This window comes from Piscibacillus sp. B03 (assembly GCF_052246295.1).
In the GTDB taxonomy this organism is placed as follows: domain Bacteria; phylum Bacillota; class Bacilli; order Bacillales; family Alkalibacillaceae; genus Piscibacillus.
Genome location: NZ_JBQQCO010000007.1, coordinates 16,000 through 31,480, shown reverse-complemented (window position 1 = coordinate 31,480; position 15,481 = coordinate 16,000). Strand labels below are relative to the sequence as shown.

18 protein-coding genes, 1 tRNA gene and 1 pseudogene are annotated in these 15,481 nt (G+C 34.8%); 17 read left to right on the top strand and 3 right to left on the bottom strand.

What is annotated here, in order from left to right; all coding sequences use genetic code 11:
• Window positions 1–87 precede the first annotated feature (87 nt).
• A complete protein-coding gene (locus ACTWQB_RS06410; RefSeq protein WP_443138358.1) occupies window positions 88–498 on the top strand; it encodes a MerR family transcriptional regulator in 411 nt (136 codons plus the stop codon).
• A 30-nt stretch (window positions 499–528) separates the two neighbouring features.
• Window positions 529–1,863, top strand: coding sequence for a type I glutamate--ammonia ligase (glnA, locus tag ACTWQB_RS06405; RefSeq protein WP_443138357.1), 1,335 nt, complete (start codon window positions 529–531; stop codon window positions 1,861–1,863).
• 116 nt (window positions 1,864–1,979) lie between these two features.
• On the opposite strand, the gene lexA is transcribed toward glnA, so the two are convergent.
• Window positions 1,980–2,600 carry a transcriptional repressor LexA gene (lexA, locus tag ACTWQB_RS06400; protein ID WP_443138356.1) on the bottom strand — a complete coding sequence of 207 codons (621 nt, stop codon included), beginning with the start codon at window positions 2,598–2,600 and terminating at the stop codon, window positions 1,980–1,982.
• A gap of 146 nt (window positions 2,601–2,746) precedes the next feature.
• On the opposite strand from lexA, the gene ACTWQB_RS06395 reads away from it, so the two are divergent.
• The 12 genes from ACTWQB_RS06395 to ACTWQB_RS06340 all read left to right on the top strand — a co-directional run bounded on the left by ACTWQB_RS06395 (window position 2,747) and on the right by ACTWQB_RS06340 (window position 12,026).
• Window positions 2,747–2,980, top strand: a complete 234-nt coding sequence (locus ACTWQB_RS06395; RefSeq protein ID WP_443138355.1) for a DUF896 domain-containing protein — start codon at window positions 2,747–2,749, stop codon at window positions 2,978–2,980.
• 214 nt (window positions 2,981–3,194) lie between these two features.
• The gene (gene tkt / locus ACTWQB_RS06390; RefSeq protein ID WP_443138354.1) at window positions 3,195–5,189 is read left to right on the top strand and encodes a transketolase; all 1,995 of its coding nucleotides are present in this window, start codon (window positions 3,195–3,197) and stop codon (window positions 5,187–5,189) included.
• A 94-nt stretch (window positions 5,190–5,283) separates the two neighbouring features.
• Window positions 5,284–5,718 (top strand): sporulation inhibitor of replication protein SirA, encoded by a 435-nt coding sequence (sirA, locus tag ACTWQB_RS06385; protein ID WP_443138353.1) that lies wholly within the window; start codon window positions 5,284–5,286, stop codon window positions 5,716–5,718.
• A 75-nt stretch (window positions 5,719–5,793) separates the two neighbouring features.
• Window positions 5,794–6,027 (top strand): YneF family protein, encoded by a 234-nt coding sequence (locus ACTWQB_RS06380; protein ID WP_443138352.1) that lies wholly within the window; start codon window positions 5,794–5,796, stop codon window positions 6,025–6,027.
• A gap of 175 nt (window positions 6,028–6,202) precedes the next feature.
• A complete protein-coding gene (locus ACTWQB_RS06375; RefSeq protein WP_443138351.1) occupies window positions 6,203–6,904 on the top strand; it encodes a cytochrome c biogenesis CcdA family protein in 702 nt (233 codons plus the stop codon).
• Between the two features lie 69 nt (window positions 6,905–6,973).
• Window positions 6,974–7,426, top strand: a complete 453-nt coding sequence (locus ACTWQB_RS06370; RefSeq protein WP_443138350.1) for a Na(+)/H(+) antiporter subunit B — start codon at window positions 6,974–6,976, stop codon at window positions 7,424–7,426.
• A gap of 44 nt (window positions 7,427–7,470) precedes the next feature.
• On the top strand, window positions 7,471–7,941 hold the full coding sequence (locus ACTWQB_RS06365; protein ID WP_443138459.1) for a CcdC family protein: 471 nt from the start codon (window positions 7,471–7,473) through the stop codon (window positions 7,939–7,941).
• A 297-nt stretch (window positions 7,942–8,238) separates the two neighbouring features.
• Window positions 8,239–8,889, top strand: a complete 651-nt coding sequence (locus ACTWQB_RS06360) for a hypothetical protein (protein ID WP_443138349.1) — start codon at window positions 8,239–8,241, stop codon at window positions 8,887–8,889.
• Window positions 8,889–9,632: a cytochrome c biogenesis CcdA family protein gene (locus tag ACTWQB_RS06355; RefSeq protein WP_443138348.1), complete on the top strand. Its 744-nt coding sequence runs from the start codon at window positions 8,889–8,891 to the stop codon at window positions 9,630–9,632. The genes ACTWQB_RS06360 and ACTWQB_RS06355 overlap by 1 nt, the downstream gene beginning before the upstream one ends.
• A 15-nt stretch (window positions 9,633–9,647) precedes the next feature.
• Complete coding sequence (locus tag ACTWQB_RS06350; protein ID WP_443138347.1) at window positions 9,648–10,232, top strand: redoxin domain-containing protein; 585 nt, start codon at window positions 9,648–9,650, stop codon at window positions 10,230–10,232.
• Between the two features lie 44 nt (window positions 10,233–10,276).
• Window positions 10,277–10,969 (top strand): response regulator transcription factor, encoded by a 693-nt coding sequence (locus ACTWQB_RS06345; protein WP_443138346.1) that lies wholly within the window; start codon window positions 10,277–10,279, stop codon window positions 10,967–10,969.
• 37 nt (window positions 10,970–11,006) lie between these two features.
• Window positions 11,007–12,026 carry a sensor histidine kinase gene (locus ACTWQB_RS06340; protein WP_443138345.1) on the top strand — a complete coding sequence of 340 codons (1,020 nt, stop codon included), beginning with the start codon at window positions 11,007–11,009 and terminating at the stop codon, window positions 12,024–12,026.
• 10 nt (window positions 12,027–12,036) lie between these two features.
• On the opposite strand, the gene ACTWQB_RS06335 is transcribed toward ACTWQB_RS06340, so the two are convergent.
• Window positions 12,037–12,468 carry a DUF2621 family protein gene (locus ACTWQB_RS06335; RefSeq protein ID WP_443138344.1) on the bottom strand — a complete coding sequence of 144 codons (432 nt, stop codon included), beginning with the start codon at window positions 12,466–12,468 and terminating at the stop codon, window positions 12,037–12,039.
• Window positions 12,469–12,497: 29 nt separating this feature from the next.
• Window positions 12,498–12,594, bottom strand: a tRNA-Sec gene (locus tag ACTWQB_RS06330).
• Between the two features lie 210 nt (window positions 12,595–12,804).
• Here ACTWQB_RS06330 and ACTWQB_RS06325 point away from each other — a divergent pair.
• From ACTWQB_RS06325 to ACTWQB_RS06315, 3 genes and pseudogenes are all read left to right on the top strand, one after another.
• The gene (locus ACTWQB_RS06325) at window positions 12,805–13,878 is read left to right on the top strand and encodes an ATP-binding protein (protein WP_443138343.1); all 1,074 of its coding nucleotides are present in this window, start codon (window positions 12,805–12,807) and stop codon (window positions 13,876–13,878) included.
• A 16-nt stretch (window positions 13,879–13,894) separates the two neighbouring features.
• Window positions 13,895–14,746, top strand: a complete 852-nt coding sequence (gene selB / locus ACTWQB_RS06320) for a selenocysteine-specific translation elongation factor (protein ID WP_443138342.1) — start codon at window positions 13,895–13,897, stop codon at window positions 14,744–14,746.
• Window positions 14,747–14,756: 10 nt separating this feature from the next.
• A pseudogene (locus tag ACTWQB_RS06315) lies at window positions 14,757–15,419 on the top strand (aminotransferase class V-fold PLP-dependent enzyme); the annotation flags it as partial.
• Window positions 15,420–15,481 lie beyond the last annotated feature (62 nt).

The following is a 15,481-nucleotide window of genomic DNA, read 5'->3' as shown; positions in this document are numbered from 1 at the left end:
TTAAAATTTTATATGTTAACTTTCCTAACATCTGTTGACAGATTATCTTCCTTTGAATATAATAGATATTAATTAGGAGGTGGCAGGATGGAATATAAAGATCGTAAAGCAATGCCATTATTTCCGATTAGTATAGTATCAGAGTTGACAGAGTTAAGTCCTAGGCAAATTCGTTACTATGAAGAAAAACAATTAGTTACTCCTTTAAGATCAGAAGGTAATAGAAGACTATTTAGCTTCTATGATGTCGATCGATTAATCGAAATTAAACGATTAATTGATGAGGGTGTTAACCTTGCAGGGATTAAGCAAGTTCTAAAACTTAGAGAAAACCAAATTCAAGAAAAAGAATCAAAACAGCAATCAGACACAAAAGAGTACAAGAAGGATCTCTCAGAAAAAGAACTACATCAGTTATTGCGTCGCGAACTTCTTGAATCTGGTTACTTAAATAAATCGTCCATCAATCAAGGAGACCTTTCAAGGTTTTACCATTAAGAGATGGACCAAAAACAGGAGGAACATAGAATGAGTAAATTTACAAAAGAAGAGATTTACAAAATTATTGAAGAAGAGAACGTAAAATTTATCCGACTACAATTCACAGATCTATTAGGTACAATCAAGAATGTTGAAATTCCTTATAGTCAGCTAGACAAAGCATTAGACAATGAGATGATGTTTGATGGGTCTTCAATCGAAGGTTTCGTTCGTATTGAAGAATCAGACATGAAGCTACACCCAGACCTTGATACATTTGTTGTATTCCCGTGGACTTCAGAAAAAGGTAAGGTAGCGCGTTTCATTTGTGATATTTACAATCCAGATGGCACACCATTTGAAGGTTGTCCACGTTATAACTTAAAGCGTAATTTAGAACGTATGGAAAAGTTAGGCTTTACAGCATTTAATATTGGTACTGAGCCAGAGTTCTTCTTATTTAAGTTGGACGAAAAAGGCGATCCTACAATGGAGCTGAACGATAAAGGTGGATACTTCGACCTTGCGCCAACAGATTTAGGAGAAAACTGCCGTCGTGATATCGTGCTTGAATTAGAAGAAATGGGATTTGAAATTGAAGCGTCTCACCACGAAGTAGCGCCAGGTCAGCATGAAATTGACTTTAAGTATTCAGATGCCGTTAAGCACTGTGACGATATCCAAACCTTTAAGTTAGTAGTTAAAACAATCGCTCGTAAGCACGGCTTACATGCGACATTTATGCCTAAGCCATTATTTGGTGTAAATGGATCTGGTATGCACGCAAATATGTCGCTATTCAAAGGCAAAGAGAATGCATTCTTTGATGAAAATGGTGAAGAACAGTTAAGTAAAACAGCTTACCAGTTCACTGCAGGTATTGTAAAACACGCAGTAAACTTTACAGCTGTAACAAACCCAACTGTAAACTCTTATAAACGTCTAGTGCCTGGCTATGAAGCGCCTTGTTATGTAGCTTGGTCAGGACAAAACCGCAGTCCACTGATTCGTATTCCAACTTCACGTGGTTTAAGCACACGTATTGAAGTACGTAGTGTAGACCCAGCAGCAAACCCTTATATGGCTATGTCTGTTATGCTTGCAGCTGGATTAGACGGAATCGAGAACAAAATGGAAGCACCTAAACCGGTTGATCGCAATATCTATGTCATGGATAAAGACGAGCGTGTAGCAAATGGCGTTCAAGACTTACCAGCAACTTTATATGATGCATTACAAGAACTTAAGAAAGATGATGTCATTAAAACAGCTCTTGGTGAGCACTTACTTGAACACTTTATTGAATCCAAAGAAATCGAATGGGATATGTTCCGTACTCAAGTACACCCTTGGGAGCGCGAGCAATACATGAGTAGTTATTAATCCAAATAATATTAACATCCCCAGCACTCGAGATTTAAGTGGTAAAAGCTTAAGTCTTGAGTGCTTTTATTAGTAATTAAAAAAGCTGTCCCTAAATATAGGAACAGCTTTACTCATTAATGAATTTCACGATATAGACCGATGACTTTTCCTAGAACGGTAACTTGATTTAATATAATCGGTTCCATTGTAGGGTTTTCAGGTTCAAGTCGGTACTGGTTTTCATCCTTAAAAAATCGTTTTACAGTCGCTTCATCTTCTTCAGTCATCGCAACTACGATATCTCCATTATTAGCGGTTGCTTGTTTTCGGACAATGACCATGTCTCGGTCAAAAATTCCTGCTTCAATCATACTGTCACCTTGGATTGATAACACAAATACTTCGTCCTCAGTAGCTGAGATCGTAGAAGGTATCGGAATAAATTCCTCAACATTCTCTACAGCTGTGATTGGTTCGCCTGCCGTTACTTTACCAATTAATGGTGCATATAATGCATCTCGTTCATGAACTGTATTACCATCATCATAAACGATTTCAATGGCTCTTGGTTTTGTAGGGTCTCTGCGAATGTAACCCTTTTCTTCTAATCTAGATAAATGTCCGTGCACTGTTGAGCTTGATGCTAGTCCAACGGCTTCTGCGATTTCCCTAACAGAAGGGGGATAACCTTTTAAATTCACATTATCCACTATAAAATCAAAAATCTCTTTTTGTCTTTTTGATAGTTTCTTCATTTTTTCACCTCAACTGTTAATCCTGGGTTCATTATAGCAATATTAACCAGTATAAGCAAACATTCGTTCGTAAAAATTTAAAAACTTGTCTAAAAATCTATCACCATGTAAAATGACAAAGGAGCCTATAAAAAGGAGTTTTTCTTATGATTTCTGATGAAAGAATTAAGCGTATAAATGAATTAGCAAATAAATCAAAGACTGAAGGATTGACCGAGCAAGAAAAGAAGGAACAAAAGAAATTGAGAGAAGAGTATTTACAAGCTTTTAGACAGTCCTTTAAGAACCAACTGAAGTCAGTTAAAGTTGTGGACCCTGAGGGGACCGATGTTACACCTGAGAAACTAAAGCGAGATCAAGAGAATGATCAAAAGCATTAAATATTAACAGATTCCTTTAAAAAGGAGTCTGTTTTTAATATTGTTTTCTAATTAGTTTTGTTATAATAATTTTTGTTGTGATAAATGATACATAGAGGGTATGAGTATACTAAGTTTATTATAAATTTAGTATGAAAAAACTTGTCAGATGTTGCTAAACCATATACGATAAATGGTGGTAACTGATTTGAACGGAAATGAAAGGGGATTACTAATGACAAATATTGAACAAAAATCAATCAACACGATACGTACATTAGCCATTGATGCTGTTGAAAAAGCAAACTCTGGTCACCCTGGTATGCCAATGGGTGCTGCGCCTATGGCATATACGTTATGGACGAAAGTAATGAACCATAACCCTAAGAATTCTACTTGGTTTAACCGTGACCGTTTTGTACTATCAGCAGGTCATGGGTCTATGTTATTGTACGCATTATTACATTTATCTGGTTATAAAGTGTCAATGGAAGACATTAAGAACTTCCGCCAATGGGGTTCTAAAACTCCGGGACATCCAGAATTCGGACATACTGATGGTGTTGAAGCAACAACTGGCCCATTAGGTCAGGGTATTGCTATGTCTGTAGGTATGGCGATGGCTGAGCGGTTCTTAGCATCGAAATATAACAAAGATAACCATGAGCTAGTTGATCACTATACTTATAGTATTTGTGGTGACGGTGATTTAATGGAGGGTGTTTCTCAAGAGGCGGCTTCTCTTGCAGGTCACTTAAAATTAGGTAAGCTAATCGTTATGTATGATTCTAATGATATTTCTTTAGACGGCGATTTAAACCGTTCGTTCTCTGAAAGTGTTGAGGATCGTTTTAAATCATATGGTTGGCAAGTCATTCGTGTCGAGGACGGTAATGACACGGAAGCTATTGAAAAAGCGTTATTAGATGCTAAAGCAACTGAAGATCAACCAACATTAATTGAAGTTAAAACTGTCATCGGTTATGGTGCACCAAACAAAGGTGGTAAATCTGATGCACACGGTGCTCCTTTAGGTGACGAAGAACGTCAACTAGTAAGAGAACACTATAACTGGGATCATGAAGATTTCCACGTGCCAGATGAAGTTAAAGCTGATTTTGAAGAGAAAGCAGTAAAGCGAGGTCAAGAAGCAGAGAATCAATGGAATCAGCTTCTTGAACAATATAAATCTGAACACCCACAGTTAGCTGAAGAGTTTGAATTAGCTATTAAAGGGGAACTTCCGGCTACTTGGAATGCTGATTTACCGACTTATGATGAGAACTCTAAAGCGCTAGCAACTCGTGCTGCTTCTGGTGAAGTTGTAAATGCATTAGCTAAAAACATTCCAAACTTAATCGGTGGAAGTGCTGACTTAGCTGGTTCTAATAAAACCATGCTAAAAGATGAAGAAGACTTTAAATATCCTGATTACTCAGGTCGAAATATTTGGTTTGGTGTACGTGAATTTGCGATGGCATGCGCTTTAAATGGCATGGCACTCCACGGTGGCGTTAAAGTATATGGTGGTACGTTCTTTGTGTTTAGTGATTACTTACGTCCAGCGGTTCGACTTTCCGCTTTAATGGGCACACCAGTTACTTATGTGTTAACTCATGATTCAATTGCTGTAGGGGAAGATGGACCAACTCATGAACCTATTGAACAACTACCTTCGTTACGTGCAATGCCACACTTGAACTTAATTCGTCCAAGTGATGCGAATGAAACTAGAGCCGCTTGGGAAATTGCCGTTCAATCAACGGACACACCAACTGCCTTAGTCTTAACTAGACAAGGTCTACCTGTGCTACCTGGAACAGCTGAAAAGGCTAAAGAAGGTGTTCGTAAAGGTGCTTATGTTGTAAATGAGGTAGAAAAACCAGATCTACTCTTATTAGCTTCTGGTTCTGAGGTTCAATTAGTCCATAAGGCTAGTGAACAACTTAAAGAAGAAGGTATAAATGCACAAGTTGTTAGCATGCCTTCATGGTATTTATTCGACCAACAAGACGATGAATATAAAGAACAAGTGTTACCAAGTAACGTTAAAGCACGTCTAGCTGTAGAGATGGCTTCTCCATTCGGTTGGGAGCGTTATACAGGATTAGAAGGTGATGTTCTTGGGATATCAACATTCGGTGCTTCCGCTCCAGGTAATAAAGTTATTGAAGAGTATGGTTTTACAGTAGAAAATGTTGTAGCACGTGCTAAAGCTCTTTTGAAATAAGAAATTCTGACAAAAAATAATGATATAACAAATAAACTTTGACAAATTTCGCTTTAAAATATTGATATGATATGTCCTAAAAGGGGGACATATCATGTATCAATATTCTTTATATCTTGTCAAGTCAGGTTATGCTCAACACTTTTATTATAAAATTGATACAGTTTATCGTTTTCTATATGAACAAATGATTGAGAACCCAGATAATGAGGCACAAGGTCAATATAAACTTGTGTTGGACAAGGCTAATGCAAAAGATTTGTTTTTGCATTTAAATTATTGGGCAGACCCAAAATTTACTATTGAACATAAACATAACCAAATTATCATTAGTTATCAGAACCAGAGCGTTTTAATTAAAGTGAATGAATATTATATGACTATATTTGCCGAAACAATCGTTGACCTAGACCAACTATTATTTCAATACCTTAAAACGTTTCACCCGCATTTATTCGTGGTTAATTATGAGACTTACGAATGTGGTTGGATCACACCGTTTGTTGGCAAACATATCTATTCACTATAAAAATAATCTATTGTCACAGACAAGTTGTTTTAATATACTTATTGAAGAGACAACTAGAAGGAGGAAAATTTAATAATGAGTACAATTTGGGTTGTATTAATCGCGCTAGCTGCACTGATTATCGGTGTTGTTATAGGTTTCTTTATTGCTCGTAAAACGATGATGAACTACTTGAAGAAGAACCCACCAATTAATGAACAGATGTTACGCACGATGATGATGCAAATGGGTCAAAAACCATCACAGAAGAAAGTTAACCAAATGATGAGAGCGATGAACCAACAAATGGATCAATCAAATAAAAAATAAAGTCAAGAGGGGTAGACAGTTTTGTCTATCCTTTTTTTGATTAACTCTGCAAAAGCTAATCAGTGGACGTTTTTCTTAATATTTCACTAAATTTTCAAGCATTCAAACAATATTAATCGTTTATATTTGTTACGATATCATTAGGGTATAGAATAGAAGGAGAGTTAGGGTAGCTATGGATGTCAATATATTTTTAGCTTTTGGTGCAGGCTTTTTATCTTTTATATCACCTTGTGTCTTGCCATTATATCCAGTGTTTTTATCGTACGTTACAGGTATGAGTGTAGAAGAGCTTAAAACAGAGAATGCGATGTTAAGAAAAAGGAGCTTGTTACATACATTATTCTTTTTAATTGGATTTTCTTCAATCTTTATAATGATTGGTTTCTCAACATTTTTTATAGGTGAGTTCTTTATACAATATCAAGATATTATTAGGCAGCTTGGTGCCATTTTAATCATATTTTTTGGCCTTGTGATGATTGGTGTATTTAACTTTGAATTCCTAATGAAGGAACGTAAAGTTGCTATTAAGAACCGTCCTGCTGGTTACATCGGAACTATATTTATAGGAATGGCGTTCTCTATGAGCTGGACTCCATGTACAGGACCAATACTAGGAGCTGTTATCTCTTTAGCAGCAACTGAACCTCAATCAGGTGTCGTGTTAATGTCAGCTTATTCTCTAGGTTTTTCAATTCCATTCTTTGTATTATCATTCTTTATTGGAAAGCTAGATTGGCTAAAACGGAACTCTTTAAAAATAACGAAGATTGGCGGATATATTCTTATTGTATTAGGTATTGCATTGTTCTTTGACTGGATGAAAGACCTTACACTATATCTAGCTAACTTTTTTGGTTTTACAGGTTTTTAATATCGTTTGTCATTCATATGTTAAGTGTATTAGAATAAAGTTAATAACGTATCGTGAAGGAGTTATTGTATGAGGCAACCAAATGATCTAATATTACGCACAACGACTCAATTAATAGCATTCATATTATTAGGGTTTTCAGTTTACTTATTTTTCGCTGGTCACAATGCTCCAGGTGGAGGATTTATTGGAGGCTTAATGACATCAGCGGCGATTATTTTAATGTACATGACCTATGGGTTCGAAAAGATTGAGAAAATTTTGCCTGTAAATTTTAGAACTTTATTTGTTACAGGGTTATTTATAGCAACATTAGCTGGTGTAGGATCAATGTTCTTTGGCGGGTCATTTTTATCTCACGCTGATGGATATTACCAAATTCCTTTATTAGGTGAAAAACACTTAGCTACAGCTTTAATTTTTGATTTAGGAGTTTACTTAGTTGTTGTTGGTATTACTCTTACAATCATTTTATCCATTTCTACTGATTCAGGTGATGAGTCAGATAATGTAGGTGTATAATTGTGTTTTTTGAGAGTACTTTATTTGCTGTCTTAACGACTATCATGTTTATACTGGGCGCAACAACAATGATTATTGTGCGTTCAAAAGCATCTAAAAAGCCAGCTTCAGTTAAGAAAATTATATTACCACCACTAGGGATGAGTACAGGTGCACTGATGTTTTTGTTTCCCTATTTCCAAGTGTCGTGGTTGCAAGTAATTGAGGCACTATCAGTCGGAATTGCATTCTCTGTTCTTCTGATTTGGACTTCAAACTTTGAGGTGAAAGGTAAAGACATATACCTAAAGCCCTCGAAAGCCTTTATATTCATACTATTATTTCTATTGTTGTTTCGAATCATATTAAAGGTTTATCTTGGACAAGAAGTTTCTGTTGGTGAAACGAGTGGTATGTTTTATTTACTTGCATTTGGTATGTTATTTACATGGCGAATTGCTATGCTTATTAAGTTTGTTAAAATTAGACAAAGCTTAAATTTCAATCAAATGAATTTAAGTTCACGGTCAAATTAAGTGATCGTGAACTTTTTTACAAAGTAAGAATGTATAAATTTTTAACTTAAGTTCTGATAAATTATGTTGCAACGCACTGTCTAGCGCAATGCGCCCAACCACTAGGTGACTTCTCGTCAAAACTTACGATAAGTCAACATCGATTCGCTACTCTCATCGTGTTTCCTTTATCTCAGTTTAGTCGGTCCAGTCACTGCATGGTTAGTCGGGCGCTTGCGCTTTTCTTGTATTTGAATTCATTTTCATCAAACTTTCATATTAGTGATTTATTATGTTTATAGAATGGAAGGTGACGACATGGCAGCAACATCTGTGCTAATTTCAGTAACAATGTTAGTTATAAGTTTTATAATTGGTGTTTTCGTATACTTCATTACAGATTATCACGTAATAAAAGATAAAAAGAAGAACATTGAAGATGTGTTTTCTTTTTTCGTTAATTTTATTATCTTTATCTGGGTTGGAAAGATTATTTGGAATTTAGAGCTATTCATTAGTGATCCATTAGCAGTACTAGCATACCCAAGTTTTTCTGGTGCATTTTACATAGCATTTATCTTGAGTTCCATACTAGTGGTTTGGAAACTAAAAAAGGGTGTGATTACTTTTGAACCATTCGTGCACACCTTAATTACGGTTTTCATCTTTTCTTCATTTATTTATGAATTTATCGAACTCGTATGGCAAGATAATCTGTACACTTGGCGTTATCTAGCATTACTATTCGCTTTGTCGATGCTCTATTTAATTTTTTCTAATCAAATATCATATAACTTAATGAGTGGCTTGGTCATATTACTATGGGGGCTAGGTCAAGCAATATTATCGATTACCTTACCATTTACCACTGTGTTTGGCTACCTATTAGACACGTGGTTTTTCATTGTAATGATTTTACTAGGCATGTTTATTTTATTTTCGGAAATTAGAAGGAAGAAGGTGTCATAATGGTTGATACAGCAGATTTAACCATATGGTTAGCGTTTGGTGCAGGAGTTTTGTCATTTCTCTCGCCATGTACATTGCCACTATTTCCAGCATATCTTTCTTATATTACTGGCGTAAGTGTAAAAGAATTGCAAAATGACAGAAGTTTAAAAGTACGATCACTATTACTAATACACTCAAGTTTATTCCTATTTGGGGTTTCCTTAGTATTTATCGGTCTTGGTTTAGGGGCATCTTATTTAGGGCAATGGATACAAGGATTTTTAGTAGGTGAATCAGGTAAATTTATTCAGCAAATTGCTGGAATATTTATTATTATTATGGGTTTATTTGTTGCAGGCTGGTTGAATATTACAACCTTTATGAAAGAAAAGCGTTTTCAGTTTGCTAATAAACCTAGTGGCTATTTAGGAACTGTCTTTATAGGTATGGGGTTTGCAGCTGGGTGGACACCATGTATTGGCCCAATCTTTGGTTCGATACTTATGATTGCTGCTAGTAATCCAACTCAAGGTACACTATACACTATTTTCTATGTAATAGGCTTTGCTTTACCATTCTTAATTTTAACCTTTTTTATTGGTTCAGCGAGATGGATCGTCAAATATAGTGGAATCATCATGAAAATTGGTGGAACAGTTATGATTATTATGGGTGTCTTATTATTTACAGGGCAAATGTCAAGAATATCTAGTTTCTTATTACGCATTGTTCAAGATACTTGGATGGCTAACTTAGGTTAGTAGGAGGGAGTCCTAATGAAAAAGTACATTATTATTGCTGTGTTAGTTGGTATGTTCGGTTGGGCTATTTATGATTTCGTTTTAGAGAGCGATGAGTCTGGTTCGAATGAGGAAAATGTAGAAGAAGATGGTTTTATGATTAGTAGCGATCCAGAAGGTGAGGAGGTAGATGAGACTAAAGTTGGTTTAGACATCGGTAGTGAAGCGCCGGACTTTGAATTAGAGAATCTAGAGGGCGAAAAAGTAAAGTTATCCGATTATCGTGGACAAAAAGTAATGCTTAACTTCTGGGCAACTTGGTGTCCGCCTTGTCGTGCCGAAATGCCAGACATGCAAAAGTTTTATGAAGAGAAAGATATTGAGATTTTAGCTATAGATTTATTTGAAACTGAACAAAGTCTAATGGATGTTCGTAATTTTAGAGATGATTTCAAATTAACATTCCCAATATTGATTGACGAAGGTGACGTATCAACTGAATACCAAATCCTACCTATACCAACATCTTATTTTGTGGACTCAGAAGGGATCATCTCTCATAAGTCAATGGGTGCTATGAATTATGAAATGATGATTAAAGAATACGAGAAAATGGATTAACCTAAGATTTTTTTCTATAATAGTGAGGTAAAGGAGTGAAAGAGATGGAACAGACCATTTTAGTTGTTGAAGATGATGAGATGATTCGTAATTTAATTCGATTATATTTAGAAAAAGAGAATTATCACGTCATCGAAGCTACTGATGGTGTAGAAGCTCAGAAACTGTTTCTCAAACATCATCCTTGCCTCATTATTTTAGATTTAATGTTACCTAAATTATCTGGTGAAGAATTTTGTGAGTGGATTAGAGGAAAAGAACAACAAGATGTTTCAATCATCATGTTATCTGCTAAGTCGCAAGTCAATGACAAAATCGACGGGTTAAAAATGGGAGCTGACGACTATTTAACCAAACCTTTTAATCCAGATGAATTATTAGCTCATATAGAAGCGGTTTTAAGAAGAACAGGACGTTATTGTCAAAAGATAGTACATGATGGACTTTGTATCAAGGTGAGGAAAGGTGAAGTAACACTACACGGAGAAAACATAAACCTAACAAAACATGAGTTTAATTTATTGTACTTTTTTATGTCTAATCCTGATAGTGTGTTTAGCCGTGAACAGCTCATCAATCAATTATACCCAAACCATGAACATGAGGTATTAGATCGAACGATTGATGCGCATATTAAAAAGCTACGTATGAAAATAAATGATCAAAATCAACCTCAACGAATTCAAACAGTAAGAGGAATGGGGTATAAATTTGTTTCTGAAAAACAACATGTTTAAAGGTTTATTATTTAGATTAACCTCATTAAATGTTTTGATGATAACATTAAGTATTTTTATAAGTAGCTTTGCCATCTACCAAACGGCTTGTTTACTAGTAGAATCAATGGGCGATTTGGACCAAGGTCGTCAAACTCAATTTGAATCATTATTGTTACAATATTTAATTGTATTTAGTTTACTTACTATTTTAATAGGTAGCTTATTGCATTTTTATTTAACTAAAAATCTTATTACACCCATTAGACAACTAATTCACTCAACAAAACAACTAAAAGAGGGATCAACCCCTGAAAAAGTTGATTATGATTCTAATAATGAAGTTGGTGAGCTCGTTGACCAATATAATGACTTGTTACAACAACTTGAAACAAACAATAAACTTAGGAAAAAGATGATCACAGATCTTTCTCATGAAATTAGAACACCTGTACAAAATCTAAATGGCTACTTATACGCGCTTAAAAATGGTGACATGGCTCCCACATCAGAAGTGACTGAGTCCTTATTTAACGAATCTCAGAGGTTAAAGCAGTTAATCAATCAAATCGATCAATTAAAAGAATGGGATCTCATTAGAGAAGAATCAATTATACAAAAATCAAAAATAGATATTGCTAACGTAATACATCAATGTATAGCAGTCTTTCAGTGGAATTTTGAAAACGCTGAGATACCGTTGGATGTTAAGGTTGAAGAATGCGTAATTGAAATCCATGAGGAAAGAATACAACAAGTCATCAACAACTTGTTAGATAATGCATTAAAATACCATAAGGGCAAAGGAGCAGTACAAATTAGAGGTGTGTCTCATGAACAAAATTATAAATTCAGAATTAGAACTCATGGAAATAAAATTCCAGAAGCTGAATATGAGGACATCTTTAAAAGGTATTATCGATTACAATACTCAACTTCTCATGGATCAAGTGGAACTGGTTTAGGGCTTGCTATTGCTAAAGAAATTATTCATAAACACAATGGTGAAATAGGAGTATATTCAACAAATCAAATAAATGAGTTTTGGTTTTCTTTACCTAAAAAAAGCAATGAGTGATGATTCGTACTCATTGCTTTTCTAATAGGTGCTCATAGGATGTAAAATCAATATTTTTTTCATTTAGTCGTTTAATTAAAAACTTATGATCACGTTTTGGAGTAGCTAAGATGTAGCCTTCAATAATAGTATCTAACGTGATTCTCTTTTTTTTCTTCTGAAGAGCCACTTCACCGATTTTAGCTGCGATTTTTTGTTTAGCTACATCACGAAACAGTTGTGGAACGGGTTCTACTAATTCATTTAATAATTTTTTTTCATCTTCTCCCCACATATGTAACGTTTGTTCTACATAATATTCTTCCCAGTCAATAATGGACTTCCCATCATCTTTAGGTAATTTCTTTAAGAACTTGCGGAACATAAAGAATCCGCCAATTCCCAATAGGGTAATCATGATTAGTCCCCATAATATGATTAAGTATCCTACCGTTTCTGACATAAACTTTCACTCTCTTTAGATGATTTAAGTGGCGGGACTGTGTGGGAATCGAACCCACCGAAGACGACACGCGCCTTCCAAAAGGTTTTGAAGACCTCGACAAGCACCAGCATTGTAACCAGCCCCATTTCTTTCATCATTATAGAATGTTGAATAATAGATTACAAGTAAAATATACACTACTGATTTTGTTACTTATATGTAATTTTTCAAAAAATTTTAAATCGTTTTTGCCATTCAGACATTTTTTGGTTAAAATAAGTATTGTGTAATAATGTTTTCGTCTGGTTCATAGAGTTATAGTATATATAGTCGTTTTTTGGGGGGATTAATCGAATGAAGAAATACCCACTGGTGATAAACGGAGATGAGCAGCAAGGAATTGATCAGGATTTGCTTAATTATGCCTTTCAATGGCTCGATAGTCATTCTACTAATGTTAAATTAATATTCGATGAAAACTATAAAATCAGGTACATTTCATATTCAGCTGAAATATTTCTTGGCTATACTCGCAACTATTTAATGAACAGTAATTTATTAGATTATGTCTGTCCACAAGATTTAGAACATTTTAAGGATCAAATCAACTCAATTGGTTATGAGCGTACTAATGTTGAAATCGCATTTAAGAATAGCGATGACAAGACCTTATATACGTCGACTTATTTAGGGAAGATAATTGATAACCACAAAGGACTGACATATTACATCGGGGTAGTTAATGATATATCAGAATTAAAAACTGCTCAGAAAATGCTAATGAACTCCGAAAAGTTGTCATCAGTTGGACAATTAGCTGCAAGTGTTGTTCATGAGATTAGGAATCCCTTAACATCGATCAAAGGTTTTTTACAATTACTAGAGAGTGATTCCCATGAGCAAAAAGTTTATTTTGATATAATGACTGAAGAAATTGAGAAGATTGAGTCAATTACTTCTGAGTTATTATATATAGCCAAGCCATCACCGAATCAAGTTAAAAAAGAAAATTTAACTGTCATATTAAACGAAGTATGTATGTTGATGAAATCACAAGCTAGATTAAGTGAAATTAATATTGAGTTCATTCATCATAATGAGGATTACTTTATTAACTGTGATCGATCACAAATTAAACAGGTTTTTATAAATCTTATTAAAAATGCAATTGAAGCAATGGAAACATCGGGAATCATTTCAGTTCATGTTTATAAAGATGAAGTATTAACAGTCGACGTCATTGATGAAGGGCCAGGTGTACCCGATGAACTAAAAGATCGTATTGGGGAGCCTTTTTTATCTACAAAAGAAAAAGGGACTGGTTTAGGGTTAATGGTTACAAAACAGATTCTAGATAAACATCATGCTTCATTAAAAGTTCTCGACCATGAGGATAGAGGAAGTATTTTTAGAATTAGATTTCACTAACGGTTGGTGTTACGACATGAATAAGCAACATTTAACGATTGGCCTTGCAGGTCATATTGATCATGGTAAAACAGAACTGGTCAAAGCATTAACTAATGTTGATACAGATCGGTTGAAAGAGGAAAAGGAACGAAATATCTCTATTGAATTGGGATATGCACCTTTAATAAATGAAGAGCATTTAAGTGTTTCAATTATTGATGTTCCTGGTCATGAGAAGTTCATACGCCAAATGATTGCAGGTGTATCCTCCATCGATTTAACGTTGTTGGTCATAGCGGCAAATGAAGGAATTATGCCCCAAACGTTAGAACATATGGAAGTTCTTAAACACTTAGGCTTACACAACGTCATCATCGTCATAACAAAAATAGATCAAGCTGATCAAGATTTAAAATCAATTGTTATAGAAGATTTAAAGGACGAAATGAACGGAACATTTTTCGAAAACTCCCCTGTCTTTGAAGTTGACTCAATATCAAAAATTGGAGTAGAGGAATTAAAACAATCTATTTTAAATGTACTGGGTAAAATAGTGGCAAAACAAACGAATGGTGATTTATTTTTACCTGTTGATCAAAGTTTTCATTTGCATGGGATTGGTACCATTGCAAGAGGAACAGTTTCGCAAGGAAGCATTCGTGATGGACAGACCGTTTATTTGATGCCTCATAATATCAAGGCACAAGTAAAGGGGGTTCATCATTTTAATGAACCTGTAAATAGAGCAGTAGCAGGTCAAAGGGCTGCTGTTGCCCTTAGTCATATTAATATTTCAGATGTTAATAGAGGAGTCGTTATAACGGATCACCCAGGTAAATCAACAAATCGTGTTGATATTGAACTAGATATAAGTAAATTATTATAGTAGAGAGGATTTAGTGACGTTAGCTAACCAACACCAAGTCATGACTTTTGAAGATTTAGGAAGTGGAATGGTTTATGATTTAAAAAGGCACGAGGTGGGCCAGGAGCCTTTAGTGAAAGAAGTTTTAGAAAAAGGTATAGATTTGGTATCATTTAGTGGAGATAAACTATTTGGTGGTCCACAAGTTGGCATAATCGCTGGCAAGAAGCATTTTATAGACCACCTAAAACAACATCAACTTGCTAGGGTTCTAAGAGTTGATAAGATGACTTATGCTGCTTTAGAAACAACTTTAAAACAATGGATTATGCAAGACTATGATATTCCAACACTTAGAGATATTTTACAACCTAAAGAAGAGTTAGAAAGCAGAGTCATAGAATTTATAGAGCGATATAAACAATACCACAATCCATTTCTAACCGTAAAAGAGGTGGGATTAACGTCTAAAGTAGGTGGAGGGACACTACCAGAAGTTGAGCTTGATTCATATGGTGTGTCATTATCTAGTGAACGTTTAACCGCCGAGGAAATTAAACAGCAGCTAAGAAAGATGACCCCACCGATTATTTGTAGGGTTGAACGAGAAGAAGCACTGTTAGATTTTAGAACGATGACAGAAGAAGAAGAAGCTATTGTTTTAAAAGAATTGGTTAATTTTACATTTGATTAAAGCTTTAATTCGATAAATCTATAAAAAATGCGTTCAAATGTTTTACTTCTAGAATAATTTCA

What these genes read in the sequence shown, in the direction of transcription:
- ACTWQB_RS06410 (WP_443138358.1), top strand. Translation starts at nt 88, where the DNA reads ATGGAATATAAAGATCGTAAAGCAATGCCATTATTTCCGATTAGTATA.
- glnA (WP_443138357.1), top strand. Translation starts at nt 529, where the DNA reads ATGAGTAAATTTACAAAAGAAGAGATTTACAAAATTATTGAAGAAGAG.
- lexA (WP_443138356.1), bottom strand. Translation starts at nt 2,600, where the DNA reads ATGAAGAAACTATCAAAAAGACAAAAAGAGATTTTTGATTTTATAGTG.
- ACTWQB_RS06395 (WP_443138355.1), top strand. Translation starts at nt 2,747, where the DNA reads ATGATTTCTGATGAAAGAATTAAGCGTATAAATGAATTAGCAAATAAA.
- tkt (WP_443138354.1), top strand. Translation starts at nt 3,195, where the DNA reads ATGACAAATATTGAACAAAAATCAATCAACACGATACGTACATTAGCC.
- sirA (WP_443138353.1), top strand. Translation starts at nt 5,284, where the DNA reads ATGTATCAATATTCTTTATATCTTGTCAAGTCAGGTTATGCTCAACAC.
- ACTWQB_RS06380 (WP_443138352.1), top strand. Translation starts at nt 5,794, where the DNA reads ATGAGTACAATTTGGGTTGTATTAATCGCGCTAGCTGCACTGATTATC.
- ACTWQB_RS06375 (WP_443138351.1), top strand. Translation starts at nt 6,203, where the DNA reads ATGGATGTCAATATATTTTTAGCTTTTGGTGCAGGCTTTTTATCTTTT.
- ACTWQB_RS06370 (WP_443138350.1), top strand. Translation starts at nt 6,974, where the DNA reads ATGAGGCAACCAAATGATCTAATATTACGCACAACGACTCAATTAATA.
- ACTWQB_RS06365 (WP_443138459.1), top strand. Translation starts at nt 7,471, where the DNA reads ATGTTTATACTGGGCGCAACAACAATGATTATTGTGCGTTCAAAAGCA.
- ACTWQB_RS06360 (WP_443138349.1), top strand. Translation starts at nt 8,239, where the DNA reads ATGGCAGCAACATCTGTGCTAATTTCAGTAACAATGTTAGTTATAAGT.
- ACTWQB_RS06355 (WP_443138348.1), top strand. Translation starts at nt 8,889, where the DNA reads ATGGTTGATACAGCAGATTTAACCATATGGTTAGCGTTTGGTGCAGGA.
- ACTWQB_RS06350 (WP_443138347.1), top strand. Translation starts at nt 9,648, where the DNA reads ATGAAAAAGTACATTATTATTGCTGTGTTAGTTGGTATGTTCGGTTGG.
- ACTWQB_RS06345 (WP_443138346.1), top strand. Translation starts at nt 10,277, where the DNA reads ATGGAACAGACCATTTTAGTTGTTGAAGATGATGAGATGATTCGTAAT.
- ACTWQB_RS06340 (WP_443138345.1), top strand. Translation starts at nt 11,007, where the DNA reads ATGATAACATTAAGTATTTTTATAAGTAGCTTTGCCATCTACCAAACG.
- ACTWQB_RS06335 (WP_443138344.1), bottom strand. Translation starts at nt 12,468, where the DNA reads ATGTCAGAAACGGTAGGATACTTAATCATATTATGGGGACTAATCATG.
- ACTWQB_RS06325 (WP_443138343.1), top strand. Translation starts at nt 12,805, where the DNA reads ATGAAGAAATACCCACTGGTGATAAACGGAGATGAGCAGCAAGGAATT.
- selB (WP_443138342.1), top strand. Translation starts at nt 13,895, where the DNA reads ATGAATAAGCAACATTTAACGATTGGCCTTGCAGGTCATATTGATCAT.